This is a genomic window from Rhizomicrobium sp. (assembly GCF_056722145.1).
Map to the genome: position 1 here is coordinate 1 of NZ_JBWZET010000367.1, position 16806 is coordinate 16806.

The following is a 16806-nucleotide window of genomic DNA, read 5'->3' on the forward strand; positions in this document are numbered from 1 at the left end:
GTCTCGCACATGCCGCCGACCAGATCGGCAATGCCGCGGCGATAGCCGAGCGCCGCCGCCGACGTCAGGAACAGCACATTGCGCCCGGGCACGAAACTCGTCGGCAGGCCGTCGCGGCCCATCTCGATCTTGGTGGAATCGGTCAGCGCACTGCCGCCGATCTGCTTCAGCACATCAAGCGCCAGCAGATGATCCTCGCCCAGCCGCGCGGCCCATGCCGGCAAGCGCTCGCGAAACGCCGCCAAAATGCGTGTACGCGCCTCGAGTTCAACCCGGTGGCGCTGGCCGTAATCGAACCCGACCGTCTCCACCCGCGCGAACCGCTCGAGGGCCCAGGCGAGGCACGTCGTCGAATCCTGTCCGCCGGAAAACAAAACCAGGGCACTGTCTGAAATCTCGATCATACCTGCCGATTTAGACGATGCGGCGCTCCCTTTCTACCCCTCGCCCATTGGGGCCGGAACGAAAGCTGGATCACGCGGGGACGCGGAGAGCTATCGCCTGTGGAACACGCGATAGCTGCGCTCGCACGGCAAACTCCGCGTTCTCCGCGGCTCCGCGTGACTCAATCTTGGTCCGGGAAAGTGGGGTTTTACCCGTAAACTGCCTCGGTTTCGGGCATTTCCTGCCACAGGCAGGTTGCGGGCAGTTCCACTGTGACGGTAGTGCCTTTGCCCTCGACGCTGGTGATGGCGAGCGTGCCGCCGTGCAGCTTGGCGAGGGCGTGGGCGATCGGAAGGCCGAGGCCGGCGCCTTCGAAACGGCGCGCCAGCGAGCCGTCGGCCTGATGGAACGGCTGCAGCACCAAGGCGATGGCCTCCTCGGACATGCCGATACCGCTGTCGCTGACCGCGAAATGGAGCCCGCCGGAATCCGGCTGCCACGCCCGCAACCGCACCAGCCCCGGCGGTGGCGTGAATTTCAGCGCATTGGCGAGGAGATTGGCCAGCACCTGCGCCAGCCGGTTCTTGTCGACGTCGAGGGTTGGAAGGCTGGCGGGGATATCCAGCATCACGTCGCGCTCGTCGCCGGTGTGGACGCGGGCTCGCTTCAGCGCCGTCTCGGCGAGTTCCTGGGCGCAGCATTCGCAGCGGTTGAGGGTGATGGCGTTGCCTTCCAGCCGCGCCACATCGAGCACGTCGTTGATGATCGCCAGCAACTTGTTGCCGGAGGCGTGGATATCCTTGACGTAATCGAGATAGGCCTGGTTGCCGATCGGCCCCAGCATCTCGGTGGAAACCATCTCGGAAAAGCCGATGATGGCGTTGAGCGGCGTTTTCAGCTCATGGCTCATCATCGCCAGGAAGGCATTTTTGGTGCGATTGGCCTGCTCGGCGCGCTTGAGGCCCTTCTTGATGGCGCGCTCGGCGGCGAATTTCTGGGTGACGTCTTCCACCGTGCCCTGATAGCCGACGATGTCGCCGCGCCAGTCGCGCACCGCGCGGGCGTTTTCGGAAATCCAGATGGTCGAGCCGTCGCGGCGATGGATTTCGCTGACGAAGCCGATGACCTCGTCGCGCTCGGCCATGATCTTCTTGAAGGCGCTGCGCCGCCCCGGATCGACGTAGAGTTGCGCCGCGATGTTGGTCAGCGCCGCCTTCATCGCCGCCGGCGTCTCATAGCCGTAGATGCGCGCCAGCGCCGGATTCACATCGAGATATTGCCCATCGGGCGTGGTGCGGAAAATGCCTTCGATCGCTGTCTCGAAAAACCCGCGATAGCTGAAATCACCGGCGAGGAGCTGCGTATCGGTTTTTTCGGCCAGCCGGCGCAACAAAGTGACCATGACGACGATGCCAACAATGATACCCGCGCCAGTGGCAATTTCGCGCAGCGACATCACCTCGCCGGCCAGACCGCACACCAAGCCAAACGCAAAAAACGCCCAGCACGCACCCGCCGTCATGCGCGGCCGTTCCGGCGAACCAGGCCAGTCGGCCGATCGAAAATAGGTCCCCAACGCTCGCACTACTCCACGCTCGGCTTACAGTCATACAGGCAAGTTCTAAACGCCGCGTTGAGAGCGACGCTTGCGTTCGCGGCCCGGGTCCGGCAGTTTGGGCCAAGGATTTGGAAGGGATGAAGAATTGGCTGGCTTGGCAGTATCGGGTACGGGCGTTTTCGTGCCGTCCCAGACCATCAGCAACGACGAGATTGTTGCCTCCTTCAACACCTACGTTCACCGCTTCAATCAGGCGCACGAAGCCGAGATCGCGGCCGGTACGCTGAAACCTCTGCTTGAATCCTCCAGCGAGTTCATCGTGCGCGCGTCGGGCATCAAGAACCGCTTTGTGCTCGACAAGGACGGCATCCTCGACCCCGAGGTGATGCGCCCACGTATCCCCGAGCGTCCCGACGGCGCGTTGTCGGTGATGGCCGAGATGGCGGTGGCGGCGGCGCGCGAAGCCCTGGCGGCGGCCGAGAAAAAGCCCTCCGACATCGACGCGGTGATCTGCTCCTGCGCCGTGCAGCAGCGCGCCTATCCGGCGATGGCGATCGAGGTGCAAGGCGCCCTCGGCATCACCGGCTTCGCCTTCGACATGAGCGTCGGCTGCGCTTCGGCGACCTATGCAGTTCACGTCGCCCGCGGTCTGGTGGAAAGCGGCGGCGCCCGCGCCGTGCTGGTGGTCAATCCCGAGATCCTCACCGGCCACGCCAATTTCCGCGAACGCGACAGCCACTTCCTGTTCGGCGACGCCTGCACCGCCTTCGTCGTCGAGCGCGCCGAGACCGCCCGCGGCGCCAATGTGTGGGAGATCGTGTCGTCCAAGCTCAAGGCGCAGTTCTCCAACAACATCCGCAACAATTTCGGCTTTCTCAATCGCTGCGCGCCGGAAACCGCCCAAACGCCCGACAAGCTGTTCGTCCAGCAGGGCCGCAAGGTGTTCAAGGAAGTGCTGCCGCTGGTCGGCCATTTCATGACCGAGCATCTTGCCGAGAACGGGCTCACCGCTGCCGACATCAAGCGCATGTGGCTGCATCAGGCCAACATCAATATGAACCTGTTCCTGGCCAAGAAAGTGCTGGGCCGCGATCCGACGCCGGACGAAGCGCCGAACGTGATCGACCGCTACGCCAACACCTCGTCGGCCGGCGCGATCATCGCCTTCAATCTCCACAGCGCCGACCTGAACGCCGGCGACATTGGCGTCCTCTGCACCTTCGGCGCCGGCTATTCCGCCGGCAGCGTGATCCTGAAGAAGATGGGGTGAGGCTCAACGTTTTCTGCCCCCGCGGGCGAACAGATCTCCCAATTCGCACGCAGACCGTGGGGGAAGTGGTTCGACGCGCAGCGGCGAACCGAAGGGGGCTGGCGATATAGTGAAGCCCCCTTTTGTCCGGCTTCGCTCGGACACTTCCCCCACAGTCTTCGTGCCAGCGACGAAATTGGTGCGCCTGTGGGGGCAGAAAAATCGCCTCGCAAAACAGGTACCGTCTCAGCCTATTTCCATCATTGCCTCCGCCCCGCGGCGCATGTGATAGTCCGCGCCCTTCCGGGCGGGCTTTTCACAAGGATTCGCGTGCATTTCCTGGCCAGCATTGAATGGGGTTACGTCGCCTCCGGCCTCGGCGTCGGCACTCTGGTCGGACTGACCGGCGTCGGCGGCGGCTCGCTGATGACGCCGATCCTGATCCTGTTGTTCGGTATTTCGCCGGTGGCTGCGGTCGGCACCGACCTGCTCTACGCCGCCGCCACCAAGACGGCCGGTTCGGCGGTTCACGGCGCCCATGCCACCATCGACTGGCGCGTGGTCGGACGGCTGGCACTCGGCAGCGTGCCGGCGGCGGTCGTGACCTTGCTGCTGCTCAATCTGCTCGGTGTCGACAGCCACAAGGCCAATTCGCTGGTCTCGGACGTGCTCGGCGTGGCGCTGCTCATCACCGCGGCGGCGCTGGTATTCCGCACCTGGCTGCTCAAAACCTACGCCGCCAAAGTCGGCCACCTCTCGCCGCAAAAAACCTTCCGCTACACCGTGCTGACCGGCGTGATTTTGGGCGCGCTGGTGGCCTCCACGTCGGTCGGCGCCGGGGCCCTCGGCGTGACGGCACTGATCCTGCTCTATCCCGAATTGCCGGCCGTACGTCTGGTCGGCTCCGACATCGCTCACGCCGTGCCGCTGACGCTGGTGGCGGGGGCCGGGCACTGGCTGCTCGGCAACATCAATTTCGCCCTGATGGGGACGCTGCTGCTCGGCTCCATCCCCGGAATTCTGATCGGCAGCTATCTTGCCCCGAGGGTGCCGGAAGTCTATTTGCGGCGGTCCATGGCGGTCGTGTTGGCTGCCGTAGCCGTGAAGCTTTTTCTATGACCAAACCGCCTCGCGCGTGGCAGCGGATGCTGAGCGGCCGCCGCCTCGACCTGCTCGATCCCTCGCCGCTGGACGTCGAAATCGAAGACATCGCCCACGGGCTGGCCCGCGTCGCGCGATGGAACGGCCAGACCAAAGGCGCACACGCCTTTTCGGTGGCGCAACATTGTGTGCTGGTGGAGCGGCTGGCGGTCGACCTCAGCCCCTCCGGCCTGACCCGCGAAGCCCGCCTGATGGCCCTGCTGCACGATGCCCCGGAGTATGTTGTCGGTGACCTCATTAGTCCGTTCAAGGCAGCAGTCGGCATTAGTTACAAGAGCTTGGAGCTCAAACTTATGGCGGCCATCCACGTCCGGTTCGGACTGCCGCCGAAGCCGCCGGTGCACCTCGAAAAGCTGTTTAAACGGGCCGATCTGATCTCGGCCTATCACGAGGCGACCCAGCTTGCCGGCTTCGAAACAGAGGAAGCCAAGAAGATTTTCGGTGCCCCGCCCGCCGCCCTCAAGACGCCGCGGTTGACGCCGCTGGCAACGGCCGACGCACAAACCCTGTTCCTCGAGCGCTTTGCCAAGCTGTCGGTGTAACAAACTGAAATAGCACCACATACCGCTTTCGCGTGTCATAATGGCGGGCTAACACGTAAAGCCATGCCTCTGATTCTCGTCACACCACTTTCCGTTCTCCCCGACATGCTGCGGACCTACCAGCCGTCGCATCTGGTCAGCCTGCTGTCGCCGGAGTTCATGATCGAAACCCCGGGCGGCTTTCCGGCCGCGCGCCATCTGCGCGTCGGGGTCCACGACATCGCCGATCCGCAGGACGGCAAATGCCATCCCGGCGAGGAGCACGTCGCGGCGCTGCTCGAATTCACCCGCGGCTGGGATGCCAAGCGGCCGATGATCATCCATTGCTGGGCAGGCGTCAGCCGCTCGATGGCGACGGCCTATGCAGTATTGTGCGATCGGGCCTGGATGGGGGCGGAATTCCGGCTGGCGCGCGAAGTTCGGGCGCGGGCGCCGCACGCCTATCCCAACCGCGCCATCGTCCGCCACGCCGACGCCCAGCTTCAGCGCAATGGCAATATGGTAAAGGCGGTGGAAGAGATGGGGCCGGCGGTGCCGGTGGAGGAAGGCGTGCCAGTGGAATTCCGGCTGGCGGAATTGGGATTGGGGGGATAGCCGTGACGAGTTCGGGCAAACATGTCGTCACCATCGGATTGTCGGCTGCCGTCGTGTCGGTGGTGGAAGATGCGCCGAGCGTCTTGGTGGTGCATGCCGGCGGCGCCGACGACGCCCTGCCCTTCGGCCCGTTCGATCCGGTGGAACACCGCACCCTCGAAAGCGGCCTGCGGACCTGGGTGGGCGAGCAGACCTACCTCGACCTCGGTTATGTCGAGCAGCTGTACACCTTCGGCGATCGCGGCCGTCACACGCTGAATCCGGGCGAGAACGCGCGTGTCGTGTCGGTCGGCTATCTGGCGCTGACCAAGCAGCTCGGCGAGCGCAACGCCCCCGACAATCTGTGGCGCGGCTGGTATCGCTATTTTCCCTGGGAAGACTGGCGCGACGAGAAGCCCGCGATCATCGACGACATTATCCTGCCGGCGCTGGACGAGTTCGTTGCCGGCGCGCCCGACAAGATTTGCGCCGAACGTCGCCGCGACCGCGTCCGCCTGTGCTTCGGCGACGAGGACATCGGCTGGGACGAAGAAAAAGTGCTCGAGCGCTACGAACTGCTGTACGAAGCCGGTCTGGTCGCCGAAAGCGCGCGCGACGGGCGGGTCGCCGACGATCTAGTCAAGCCGCTCGGCGATCGCATGCTGTTCGATCACCGCCGCATTCTCGCCACCGCCATCGCGCGGCTGCGCGGCAAGATGAAATACCGCCCCGTGGTGTTCGAACTGATGTCGCCCTCCTTCACGCTGCTCGAATTGCAGCGCACCGTGGAAGCGATTTCCGGCATTCGCCTGCACAAGCAGAATTTCCGCCGGCTGGTGGAAGACCAGGGCCTGGTGGAAGGCACCGGCAAATTCAACGCGCCGCCGCGCGGCCGCCCGGCCGAACTATTCCGCTTCCGCCGCGAAGTCCTGCGCGAACGCCCCTCGCCCGGCGTGCGGCTGGCGCGCCAGCGGGCGATATAAAAAAGGCCCTCCCGAAGGAGGGCCCAAGAATGCCGCATCAAAGCCGTGCAACTGGTTCGGATACCTGGGAGGGCCTCCGTTCAGATCGACGCGTGCTCCGCGCAGCATGGCGATTGTCGCTTGCATATGATCCCATTGTAATGTGGCAAACGAGCGAAGACGCACGGAAATGTCGCCGAATGCGACACCAACTGCGATTGCGACCGGTGTCATTGCCCGTGCAGCCGGTCGCCGAGACGGCGCAGCACGTCCGCGAACGTGTGCTGGCAGCGAAAGCCCAGGCGCCGTTCGATCCGTTCAGCGCAATAGACCCGGTCGATGTGATCGAACATCGTCCAGCCGCGCGTGGCATAAAGCGTGGGGTAATCCGGAAAATAGCGCGCCACGACAGCGGGCGCATCGGCGATCAGCTCGGCGCAATCTTCGCGCCCAAACGGCGTCGGCGCCGAGACGATGAAAATGTCGAAGCCGATCTCGGGGGCACCGTCGAGGGCCACCACATGCGCCTGCGCGGCATCGTCGGCGGCGAGCCGGCGGAACAGCATTTCGTTGGCCTTGGTGTTCTCGCTCGACTGCGTAATGGCGTGCGCCATATCGTCTTCTTCCGGGAAGAAGCGCGCGGTGCGCAGCACGATCACGTTCAATTTGTGCTCGACATGCGCCAGGCGGCAGAGATGTTCGGCGGCAAGTTTGGTGATGCCATAGATGTTGCGCGGCGTGACCGGCATATCTTCCGTCATCCATACCGCCGCCGTCGCCCCGCCCGCTTTGCCGGCGCGCACCTTGTGCGAGATCATCAGCGAGGTGGTCGAGGTGAACACGAACCGGCCGACGCCGGCCGCAATCGCCTCCTCGAGCAGATTCTGCGTCCCCTCGACATTGACGGCGATGAAGTCGGACGCCGGATACCGCACGATGTCGGGCTTGTGCAGCGCGCCACCGGCGACCACGGCATCGATCCCGGACATCGCCGTCGCCACGGTGGCGCGGTCGGCGACCGATCCGAGAATGGTGGTGAATGGCCCCGGCACGACATCGAGCCCGACCACGTCGTCGCCGCGGGCCAAAAGTTTCGGCGCCAGATGGCGACCAAGCCAGCCGGAAGAGCCTGTCAACAATATCCGCATGGCGTTGGGGTAGCCTGCAGGGGCGCAGGCCTCAAGAAAAAAATGGCCCTCCCGAAGGAGGGCCCAAGCGGCTGCGCACAGCAGCGTGTCCGCGCCCGTCTATACGGGCGTATCCACAAAAATGATTTGCCTGAAGTGGCCGCCCCGTTCAACTGTTTCGGGTAAATTGCGACTTTATCGCAATTCTAAAAAATTCAAGCTGAATTCGGCGCTTGCAAATTCTCGCTGATGTTAACAAAACGGACTTGACGGATTTGTGCTCATGTGTAGCATAAAACGTAGGAACCGGCCTTGATGGCCGGCGTTTTTGCCCTAGATATATACTCAAATAGAGCATAACACGATGTCCGAGCTGTCCTACACGCCTGAAGTCGCCCGTGCGACGGACTCTCTCCGCCGCAAGGTGGCCAATGTCGTGCCCGACATCGAGTGGGCCGTCCATGCCCCTTACATCGCTGCGATCAACGCCCTGAAGCGCGACAAGAACGCGGTGATCCTGGCGCACAACTACATGACGCCGGAGATCTTCCACTGCGTCGCCGATTTTGTCGGCGACTCGCTCCAGCTCGCCCGCCTCGCCGCCAAGACCGAGGCCAAGCTGATCGTCCAGGCCGGCGTCCATTTCATGGCTGAGACCTCGAAAGTCCTGTCGCCCGACAAGACCGTGCTGATCCCCGATCCCGAAGCCGGCTGTTCGCTCGCCGAATCCATCACCGCCGCCGATGTGGTGGCGTTGAAAGCGAAGCATCCCGGCCTGCCGGTGGTGACATACGTTAATACCTCCGCCGCCGTGAAAGCCGAAAGCGACGTCTGCTGCACGTCGTCCAACGCCCGCGCCGTGGTGGAAGACATCGCCGGCGAATGGGGCGTCGACAGCGTGATCATGATCCCCGACGAATTCCTCGCCCAGAACGTGGCGCGCCAGACCAAGGTGAAGATCGTCACCTGGAAAGGGCATTGCGAAGTGCACGAGCGCTTCACCGCCACCGACATCCGCGACTTCCGCGCCGGCAATCCGGGCGTGGTGGTGATGGCCCATCCCGAGTGCCCGCCGGAGGTGGTCGCCGCCTCCGATTTCGCCGGTTCGACCTCGGGCATGATCGACTACGTCGCCGCCCAGCATCCGAAAAAAGTCGTGCTCGTCACCGAATGCTCGATGAGCGACAACGTCGCGGTGGAATTCCCCGGCACCGAATTCGTGCGGCCGTGCAATCTGTGCCCGCACATGAAGCGCATCACGCTGCCAAGAATCCTCAACGCCCTTGAGACCATGACGGTCGAAGTCACGGTCGATCCGGCCATCGTTCCCCGCGCCCGCAAGAGCGTGGAACGCATGCTGGCGGTGCCCGTCTCTCCGGCCCGTTCAGCCGCGTAAGGAGCTGCCATGAAGCCGCATATCGACAATGTCATCGAAACCCGGGGTGCCCTCATCCTCGGCGCCGGCGTGGCGGGACTGTTCACCGCGCTGAAGATGGCGCCGTTCCCGTGCGTGGTGCTTGCCGACGAGCATCCCGGCGTATCGGGTTCCAGTGCCCGCGCCCAAGGCGGCATCGCCGCGTCGGTCGGGCATGGCGATACCTGGCAGAGCCATGCCGCCGACACGATTGCCGCCGGCGCCGGCCTCAGCGATCCCGGGATTGCCGCCCTGGTGGCGCGCGAGGCGCCCGATCGCATTCACGACCTCGTCGATTTCGGTGCCCCCTTCGATCGCGCCAAGGACGGCTCGCTGGCGGTCGGCCGGGAAGCGGCGCATTCGGCCGCGCGCATCGTCCACGTCAAGGGCGACCGTGCCGGCGCCGAAGTGATGCAGGCGCTCGCCGCCGCGGCCCGCGCCACCAAATCGATCCGCATCATCGAAGGCTTTCACGCCGTCGAGCTGGCGGTGGAAGACGGCCGCGTCGTCGGCCTGTTCGCCAAGACCTGGCACGGCCCGGTGCAGCGGCTGATCCTGATCCGCTCCTCGGCGGTGGTGCTGGCGACCGGCGGGCTCGGCGCTTTGTATGCGGTCTCTACCAATCCGCCGGAAAGCCGCGGCGAAGGACTCGGCATGGCGGCGCGCGCCGGTGCGGTGATCGCCGATCCCGAATTCGTGCAGTTCCACCCGACCGCCATCGCCATCGACAAGGACCCTGCCCCGCTCGCCACCGAAGCGTTGCGCGGCGAAGGCGCCATCCTGATCGACGAGGCCGGCCGCCGCTTCATGCCGGGCCTCCACGCCGACGCCGAACTGGCGCCGCGCGATGTGGTGGCCCGCGCCATCCATCGCGAGCTGGTCGCCGGCCACAAGGTGTTTCTCGACTGCCGCAAGGCGGTGGGCGCGGAGTTCACGTCGCACTTCCCGACCGTTTATGAGATCTGCCGCGAGGCCGGCATCGATCCGGTGACCCAGCCGATCCCGGTGGCGCCCGCCGCGCATTATCACATGGGCGGCATCGCTTCCGACGTGCGCGGCCGCACCTCACTCGACGGGCTGTGGGCGATCGGCGAATGCGCCTGCACCGGCCTGCACGGCGCCAACCGGCTGGCCTCCAATTCGCTGCTCGAAGCGCTCGTGTTCGGCGCCCGCGCGGCGGAGGACATCCGCGCCAACGTCCTGCCGCGCAAAAACCGCGGCACGCCGCCTGCCCCCGCCCGCTCCGCGGCGGCGCCGGTGCCGCGCCAGCTGCGCGAGATCATGACCCGCTTCGCCGGGCTCGAGCGCGACGCCGCCGGGCTGTCGGAAGCCCTCGCCCGCATTGCCCAGATCGAGCGTGCCGGCGGCCATGAAGCATCGCTGCTCAACATGACCGTGACCGCCAAGATGGTCGTCGCCGGAGCCCTCACCCGCCGCGAAAGCCGGGGCGGCCATACCCGCATCGACTTCCCGGATACCGATCCCGGCTCGGCGCGCACCTTCATGACCCTCGCCGATGCCGAGCGGATTGCCGCCGACGCCGCCCTGCCAGACAGTCCCGCCTGCGCCGCTCGTTAACCATTTCAGGACTTGCCCGCCATGCCTTTCCCGCTTCGCACGCCGCCGTTCCTGCTGATGGAGCCGATCGTCCGCCAGGCGTTGGAGGAGGATCTGGGCCGGGCCGGCGACATTACCAGCGACCTGGTGCTACCGGCGGGGCAGCGCGCCACAGCCCTCCTGGTGGCCCGTAAGGCGGGGACCATTGCCGGGCTGGGGACGGCCGAGGCCGCCTTCCACATCCTGGACGGCTCGCTCAAGGTCCGTCTGGAGGCACGGGATGGCGCCACCGTCAGCGCCGGCACCCCGCTGCTGGCTGTGCAGGGCTCCGCGAGGTCAATTCTCGCCGCCGAGCGGGTGGCGTTGAACTTCGTCGGGCACCTGTCCGGGGTCGCCACTGCGACCCGCGCCCTGGTCGACGCCGTCAAAGAAACCAAGGCGAGAATCGTTTGCACTCGCAAGACGACACCGGGCCTGCGCATTCTTGAGAAATACGCGGTGCGCTGCGGCGGTGGCGTCAATCACCGCTATGGCCTCGACGACGGCGTTCTCATCAAGGACAACCACATCGTCGCCGCGGGCGGCATCAAGCCGGCGGTGGAGCGCGTATTCTCGGGCCTCGGCCACATGGTCAAGGTGGAAGTGGAAGTGGATTCGCTGGAGCAGCTGCAGATCGCGCTCGAACTCGGCGTCGATACCGTGCTGCTCGACAACATGACGCCCAACACGCTGCGCCAGGCGGTGATGATCAACGCCGGTCGCGCCGCGCTGGAAGCCTCGGGCAGCGTCACCCTCGAAACCGTGCGCGCCATCGCCGAAACCGGCGTCGACTACATCTCCTCCGGCGCCATCACCCATTCGGCGCCGAGCCTGGATGTGGCGCTGGATTTCTGAGACGCGAATAGCGAATAGCGAATAGCGAATAGCGAATAGCGAAAGAAAAAGGGCTGACGGCGCCGTCGCACGTCAACCCCTATTCGCTACTCACTTCTCTTCGCTCACATGTCCCGTTTGATCGGGGATTTGCGGTAGAAGACGTGGTTGCCGATCTGGGTGGTGCGGGCGAATTCGCCGGCCCATTCGGGATCGACCGTGATCGAGTGGAAGTTCACCGCCCCGCCGGTGGCGTTCTTGAGCGGCTCCTCGCCGGTCAGGATGCGGGCGGCAAGCTGCTGCGCACGCGTCCAAGCCACCATGTTCTTGGTCTGGTGCAGCGCGCCGTTGCAGGTGAACGAGAACTGGCACTTGGGCTGGTTGGCGCCCTCGTAGACGACGGCGCAGATCGAGTGGCCGTACTTGCCCTTCTGCAGCCGCGTGAAGATCACCTCGGCGATGGCCTTCTGGCCCTTTTCGCCCTCGCCGCGCGCTTCGTAGTAGAGCGCATCGGACAGACAGCGATGCTCCTTGAGCAGTTTCTTCATCACCGCCTGCTCGATCATGGAGGCGCCACGCACTTCTTCGGCGGACACCGGCACGACCGGCTGCACCGGTTCGGCGGATTGAACGGGCTGGGCCGCAGCGACCATCGTCGTCGCGGGCTTGAGTTGTTCCGCGTGCGGACGATACGCAGCCGCCGCTCCGACTGCCGCGCTGACTGCGGCGAGTACGACGGTGAGCGCACCAACGAGAATGCGATCGGATCGTCGTAGGACGTCTGGCGATTTCTTTTGCATCGGGAATGACTCTCTTCGGATTTCGTTTCGTCTGTGTCGGCCGGATGGTCGACCTTGGTCGGCGTGAACTCGAACAGTTCCCCCTTCTCCCCATGGGGGAGTGGCGCGTCTAGCCGCTCAACAGTGTGCCGGTCAAATGAAAAAATACGGAATCGTGACATCGCGTCACGCTTGAAAATCAAAAAGCGAGGCAAACCCTGGGGATTTTCAAACCACTTTCACGCGATGATTACATTGGTGTGATCGATATTTTTGCGTTCAGGACATTCGAACGACTCAAATCACACGCACGCTAATGTGCCATCGACGCAATCGTTCAGCGCCTCACGCCGCATACAATGACTGCTTCGTCCCTATACGAAGAAGCCCCCGGATTGCTCCGAGGGCTTCCCGTCATGACTTCGACGAAACGTCAGATCACACGTCGCGTTCGAACTTCTTCAGCGCCGCCTGGGCTGCCGCAAGACGCGCCACCGGCACGCGGAACGGCGAGCACGAAACGTAGCTGAGGCCGATCTGCTGGCACAGTTCGATCGAGTTCGGATCGCCACCGTGCTCGCCGCAGATGCCGATCTCGATGTCCGGACGGGTCTTCTTGCCCCGCTCGGCCGCGATCGCCATCAATTCGCCGACGCCGTCGCGATCGATCGACACGAACGGATCGCGCACCAGAAGGCCCTTCACCTGATAGTCGGTGAGGAACGGACCGGCGTCGTCACGGCTGATGCCGCAGGTGGTCTGCGTCAGGTCGTTGGTGCCGAACGAGAAGAACTGCGCGGTTTCCGCAAGCTTGCCGGCCTGCAGAGCGGCGCGCGGCAGTTCGATCATGGTGCCGATCTTGAAGTTCGGGAGCTTGCCCTTCTCCTTCTTCACTTCCTCGGCGACCTTCTTGATGATGTCGGCCGCGAGATCGAGTTCCTGCTTCCAGGCCACGATCGGGATCATGATTTCGGCATCGACCTTGATGCCTTCGTTTTCGACATTCACCGCCGCTTCGATCACGGCGCGCGCCTGCATCGCAGTGATTTCCGGATAGGTGACGCCGAGGCGGATGCCGCGGTGACCCAGCATCGGGTTGAATTCGTGCAGGGTCGAGCTCTTCTGCTTCAGCTTCTCGACGGAGATGCCGGCCTGCTTGGCAACCGCTTCGAATTCCGAGTCCTTGTGGGGCAGGAATTCATGCAGCGGCGGATCGAGCAGGCGGATGATGACCGGCAGGCCGTCCATGACGCGGAAGATTTCCTCGAAATCGCCGCGCTGCATCGGCAGCAAGTGGGCGAGCGCCTTCTCGCGCTCTCCCACGGTTTCCGCCAGGATCATCTGACGGACCGACACGATGCGGTCGCCTTCGAAGAACATGTGCTCGGTGCGGCACAGGCCAATGCCCTGGGCGCCGAACGAACGCGCAGTCTTGGCGTCATTAGGCGTGTCGGCATTGGTGTAGACCTTGAGTTCGCGGATCGCGTCGGCCCATTCCATCAGGGTATTGAAGTCGCCGGTCAGTTCCGGATTCTGCATCGACACGCGGCCGACGTAGACGAGACCGGCCGAGCCGTCGATGGTGATCACGTCGCCCTGCTTCAGGACCTTGTCGCCGACCGTCATGATCTTCTTATCGTAGTCGATGCGGAGCATGCCGCAACCGGCGACGCAAGGACGGCCCATGCCGCGGGCCACCACCGCCGCGTGGCTGGTCATGCCGCCGCGCGCCGTGACGATGCCCTTCGCGGCGTGCATGCCGTGAATGTCTTCCGGGCTGGTTTCGACGCGGACGAGGATGACGTCGTGGCCTTCGTTGGCCAGCTTCTCGGCTTCGTCGGCCGTGAACACGGCTTCACCGATGGCGGCACCGGGCGAGGCGGCCAGACCGGAGGTGTACTTGGTCTTCGCGGCCTTGGGGTCGAGGGTCGGATGCAGCAGCTGGTCGAGCGCCGACGGATCGACGCGCTGGACGGCCGTTTCCTTGTCGATCAGGCCTTCCTTGACGAGGTCGATGGCGATCTTCAGCGCGGCCTTGGCGGTACGCTTGCCGGCGCGGCACTGCAGCATCCAGAGCTTGCCTTCCTGGATGGTGAACTCGACGTCCTGCACTTCCTTGAAGTGATGCTCAAGCTTCTGCCCGATGTCGAACAGCTCCTTGTACATCTGGGGCATCGACTCTTCCATCGACGACTTCTTCGAGCCCTGACGTTCGCGCACCAGCTTGGTGATCGCTTGCGGGGTACGAATGCCGGCGACGACGTCTTCGCCCTGGGCGTTGATGAGGTATTCGCCGTAGAGGTAGTTCTCGCCGGTGGCGGGATCGCGGGTGAAGGCGACGCCGGTGGCCGAGGTCTCACCGCGGTTGCCGAACACCATCGCCTGCACGTTCACGGCCGTGCCCCAGTCGCCCGGGATCTTGTTGAGGCGGCGATAGGTCTGGGCGCGAGCGCACATCCAGCTCGAGAACACGGCGCCGATGCCGCCCCACAGCTGCTCTTCGACGGTATCCGGGAACGGCTTGCCCTGCTTCTTCTCGACCAGGGCCTTGAACTTCGCGGTCACGGCCTTGAGGTCGTCGGCGTCAAGGTCGGTGTCGAGTTCGACGCCCTTGGCTTCCTTGGCGTGGTCGAGGATTTCTTCGAAGTCGTTGCGGTCCATGCCGAGCACGACGTTCGAATACATTTCGACGAAGCGGCGATAGCTGTCCCACGCGAAGCGCGGATTGTTGGTCAGCTTGATCACGCCTTCAACCGTTTCCGGCGTCAGGCCGAGGTTGAGGACGGTGTCCATCATGCCCGGCATCGAAACGCGGGCGCCCGAACGGACCGAAACCAGCAGCGGATTCTTGGGATCGCCGAGCTTGGCGCCCATGATCTTGCCCATCTTCTCGACGGCGGCATCGACCTGCGCCTTGAGATCGGACGGATACTGATGGCCGTTGGCGTAGAAATACGTGCAGACTTCCGTGGTCACCGAGAAGCCCGGAGGGACGGGCAATCCGATATTGCTCATTTCGGCGAGGTTCGCACCCTTGCCGCCGAGCAGATTACGCATGGAGGCTTCGCCATCCGCGGAGCCGTCACCGAAATTGTAGACCCATTTCGTCATCGTTTCTCTCACCTTGTTATGTTTTGACTTGAGCGCTTGCCATTGCGTCCGCACGTCATAGCCAGCGAATGAAGGTCGCCGTACGCACTGAGAACTCGAATTCCAACGGCCCATCGGATTGCCGACGAATTCGCTATTGGCGAAATCGCCTCAGAGGCATCCGATGTGGTTAAGACCTGCATTCGCGGGCCATGCCGTGGTTTGGAGTGAATGGCATCACTTGTAATTTCCGGAATAGGGCTGTCCCCGTAGAGACGCAATGTGGTAGTCCTGCGCGGTTTGACGCACTAATATTTCAAGGACAATTTCACCCGGACGCGCTGTCGATGACATCGCGCGTTGCGCAAGGACACACCGGATTACACGGTGCTCTCGAGTTTGATGGGCGGGCTATTACGCCGAAATGTGGCCAAAAGCGAGCGCAAACGTATCCGAAATAGAGCAGATTTTTTGCATCCAGTGCTTACATTTTGACGCAGCCGAAATAGGGCAAAAATGAGGCTTCGTTTTCACGAAAACTGCCTATGAAATATGCTGCCGAGTGCGTTCGGATTGACTTCTTTGACAGCATTGCGAAGGCCGCGTGACAGCGAGAATCAACACGCTTCGGTGAGACCGGCGTCATCGCCGAGGCGGGACAAATGATGCGGCGCCGATGTAGCTTTGCCGGACCACGACAGCGAAGGTGAAGCCATGGCGCTCAAGAAGTTCATCATCGAACGCGACATCCCGGCCGTCGGCAGCCTTGAGCGCGACCAGTTTCGCGAGGCCGCCGGCAAGTCGAACAAAGTGCTGGCCGAACTCGGCCCCGACATCCAATGGCAGGAGAGCTACGTCGCCGGCGACAAGACATTCTGCGTTTATCTGGCGAAGGACGAAGCAATCATCCGCCAGCACGCCGACAAGAGCGGCTTCCCGGCAAGTAAAATCACCGAAGTCCGCCGCATGATCGACCCGACGACCGAGAAGGAAGGGTGAGCAATATGTGCCATCCCCGCTAAGCCACCCCTCTTTGCCATCCCCGGCAAGCCACCCCTGCTTGTCATCCCCGGCAAGCGAAGGCGCGAAGCGGCGGAGCGCCGACCGGGGACCCAGGTGGTGGCGCCCGCACCGTGGCGACGAAAGAATACCGATGCCCGTCCTGACGGAGCGAGGAAGCCGTGACCACCTGGGTCCCCGGTCTCAACCTTCTCAGCGCTGCGAAGCGCTCGCCGGGGATGACAAGTTATCCCTCGATCTTCGAAAAATCCGCCGCCAAATGCAGCGTGGCGCGCAGGCGCGACAGCAGCAGAAGGCGGTTCTTGCGCAGGGACGGGTCCTTGTCGTTGACCGTGACCTTGTCGAAGAACGCATCCACCGGAGCACGCAGGCGGCTCATCACGCCCATCGCTTCCACAAAGCGCTCGCGCTCGATTTCGGCCTTCACCAGGTCCGCCGCGGAGGAAAGTTCCACGTACAGCGCCTTTTCCTCGTCGAGCACCAGCGCGTCGGGATCGGGCGAGCCGTCGAAGGTGGT

Annotated in this window: 15 protein-coding genes; 9 read left to right on the forward strand and 6 right to left on the reverse strand. The window is 63.9% G+C overall.

Annotated elements, in window-relative coordinates; translation table 11 throughout:
• On the reverse strand, nt 1-404 hold a 404-nt coding region (locus AC1P6P_RS19545; RefSeq protein ID WP_481404123.1), incomplete at its 3' end, for a 7-cyano-7-deazaguanine synthase.
• Nucleotides 405-592: 188 nt separating this feature from the next.
• On the reverse strand, nt 593-1906 hold the full coding sequence (locus AC1P6P_RS19550) for a PAS domain-containing sensor histidine kinase (RefSeq protein WP_481404124.1): 1314 nt from the start codon (nt 1904-1906) through the stop codon (nt 593-595).
• A gap of 181 nt (nt 1907-2087) precedes the next feature.
• On the opposite strand from AC1P6P_RS19550, the gene AC1P6P_RS19555 reads away from it, so the two are divergent.
• The 5 genes from AC1P6P_RS19555 (at nt 2088) to AC1P6P_RS19575 (ending at nt 6450) form a co-directional block, all read left to right on the forward strand.
• Nucleotides 2088-3212 (forward strand): beta-ketoacyl-ACP synthase III, encoded by a 1125-nt coding sequence (locus AC1P6P_RS19555; RefSeq protein WP_481404125.1) that lies wholly within the window; start codon nt 2088-2090, stop codon nt 3210-3212.
• A gap of 309 nt (nt 3213-3521) precedes the next feature.
• Nucleotides 3522-4310 (forward strand): sulfite exporter TauE/SafE family protein, encoded by a 789-nt coding sequence (locus AC1P6P_RS19560; RefSeq protein ID WP_481404126.1) that lies wholly within the window; start codon nt 3522-3524, stop codon nt 4308-4310.
• The gene (locus tag AC1P6P_RS19565; RefSeq protein ID WP_481404127.1) at nt 4307-4894 is read left to right on the forward strand and encodes an HD domain-containing protein; all 588 of its coding nucleotides are present in this window, start codon (nt 4307-4309) and stop codon (nt 4892-4894) included. Before AC1P6P_RS19560 ends, AC1P6P_RS19565 begins: the two co-directional genes overlap by 4 nt.
• 63 nt (nt 4895-4957) lie before the next feature.
• The gene (locus AC1P6P_RS19570; RefSeq protein ID WP_481404128.1) at nt 4958-5488 is read left to right on the forward strand and encodes a tyrosine phosphatase family protein; all 531 of its coding nucleotides are present in this window, start codon (nt 4958-4960) and stop codon (nt 5486-5488) included.
• Between the two features lie 2 nt (nt 5489-5490).
• The gene (locus AC1P6P_RS19575) at nt 5491-6450 is read left to right on the forward strand and encodes an NUDIX hydrolase (protein ID WP_481404129.1); all 960 of its coding nucleotides are present in this window, start codon (nt 5491-5493) and stop codon (nt 6448-6450) included.
• 209 nt (nt 6451-6659) lie between these two features.
• On the opposite strand, the gene AC1P6P_RS19580 is transcribed toward AC1P6P_RS19575, so the two are convergent.
• Complete coding sequence (locus tag AC1P6P_RS19580; protein ID WP_481404130.1) at nt 6660-7577, reverse strand: NAD-dependent epimerase/dehydratase family protein; 918 nt, start codon at nt 7575-7577, stop codon at nt 6660-6662.
• A gap of 343 nt (nt 7578-7920) precedes the next feature.
• On the opposite strand from AC1P6P_RS19580, the gene nadA reads away from it, so the two are divergent.
• The 3 genes from nadA to nadC are packed head-to-tail and all read left to right on the forward strand — an operon-like array spanning nt 7921 to nt 11421.
• Complete coding sequence (nadA, locus tag AC1P6P_RS19585) at nt 7921-8952, forward strand: quinolinate synthase NadA (protein WP_481404131.1); 1032 nt, start codon at nt 7921-7923, stop codon at nt 8950-8952.
• A gap of 9 nt (nt 8953-8961) precedes the next feature.
• Nucleotides 8962-10548, forward strand: a complete 1587-nt coding sequence (locus AC1P6P_RS19590; RefSeq protein ID WP_481404132.1) for an L-aspartate oxidase — start codon at nt 8962-8964, stop codon at nt 10546-10548.
• Nucleotides 10549-10569: 21 nt separating this feature from the next.
• The gene (nadC, locus tag AC1P6P_RS19595; protein ID WP_481404133.1) at nt 10570-11421 is read left to right on the forward strand and encodes a carboxylating nicotinate-nucleotide diphosphorylase; all 852 of its coding nucleotides are present in this window, start codon (nt 10570-10572) and stop codon (nt 11419-11421) included.
• 104 nt (nt 11422-11525) lie between these two features.
• Here nadC and AC1P6P_RS19600 read toward each other — a convergent pair whose 3' ends face one another.
• A complete protein-coding gene (locus AC1P6P_RS19600) occupies nt 11526-12200 on the reverse strand; it encodes a cell wall hydrolase (RefSeq protein ID WP_481404134.1) in 675 nt (224 codons plus the stop codon).
• Between the two features lie 417 nt (nt 12201-12617).
• Nucleotides 12618-15290 carry a pyruvate, phosphate dikinase gene (gene ppdK / locus AC1P6P_RS19605; RefSeq protein WP_481404135.1) on the reverse strand — a complete coding sequence of 891 codons (2673 nt, stop codon included), beginning with the start codon at nt 15288-15290 and terminating at the stop codon, nt 12618-12620.
• Nucleotides 15291-15983: 693 nt separating this feature from the next.
• Between ppdK and AC1P6P_RS19610 the strand changes: the two genes are divergently transcribed.
• On the forward strand, nt 15984-16268 hold the full coding sequence (locus tag AC1P6P_RS19610; protein ID WP_481404136.1) for a DUF4242 domain-containing protein: 285 nt from the start codon (nt 15984-15986) through the stop codon (nt 16266-16268).
• Between the two features lie 247 nt (nt 16269-16515).
• Here AC1P6P_RS19610 and AC1P6P_RS19615 read toward each other — a convergent pair.
• Nucleotides 16516-16806 (reverse strand): DALR anticodon-binding domain-containing protein (locus AC1P6P_RS19615; RefSeq protein ID WP_481404137.1); only part of this gene is annotated, 291 nt, incomplete at its 5' end.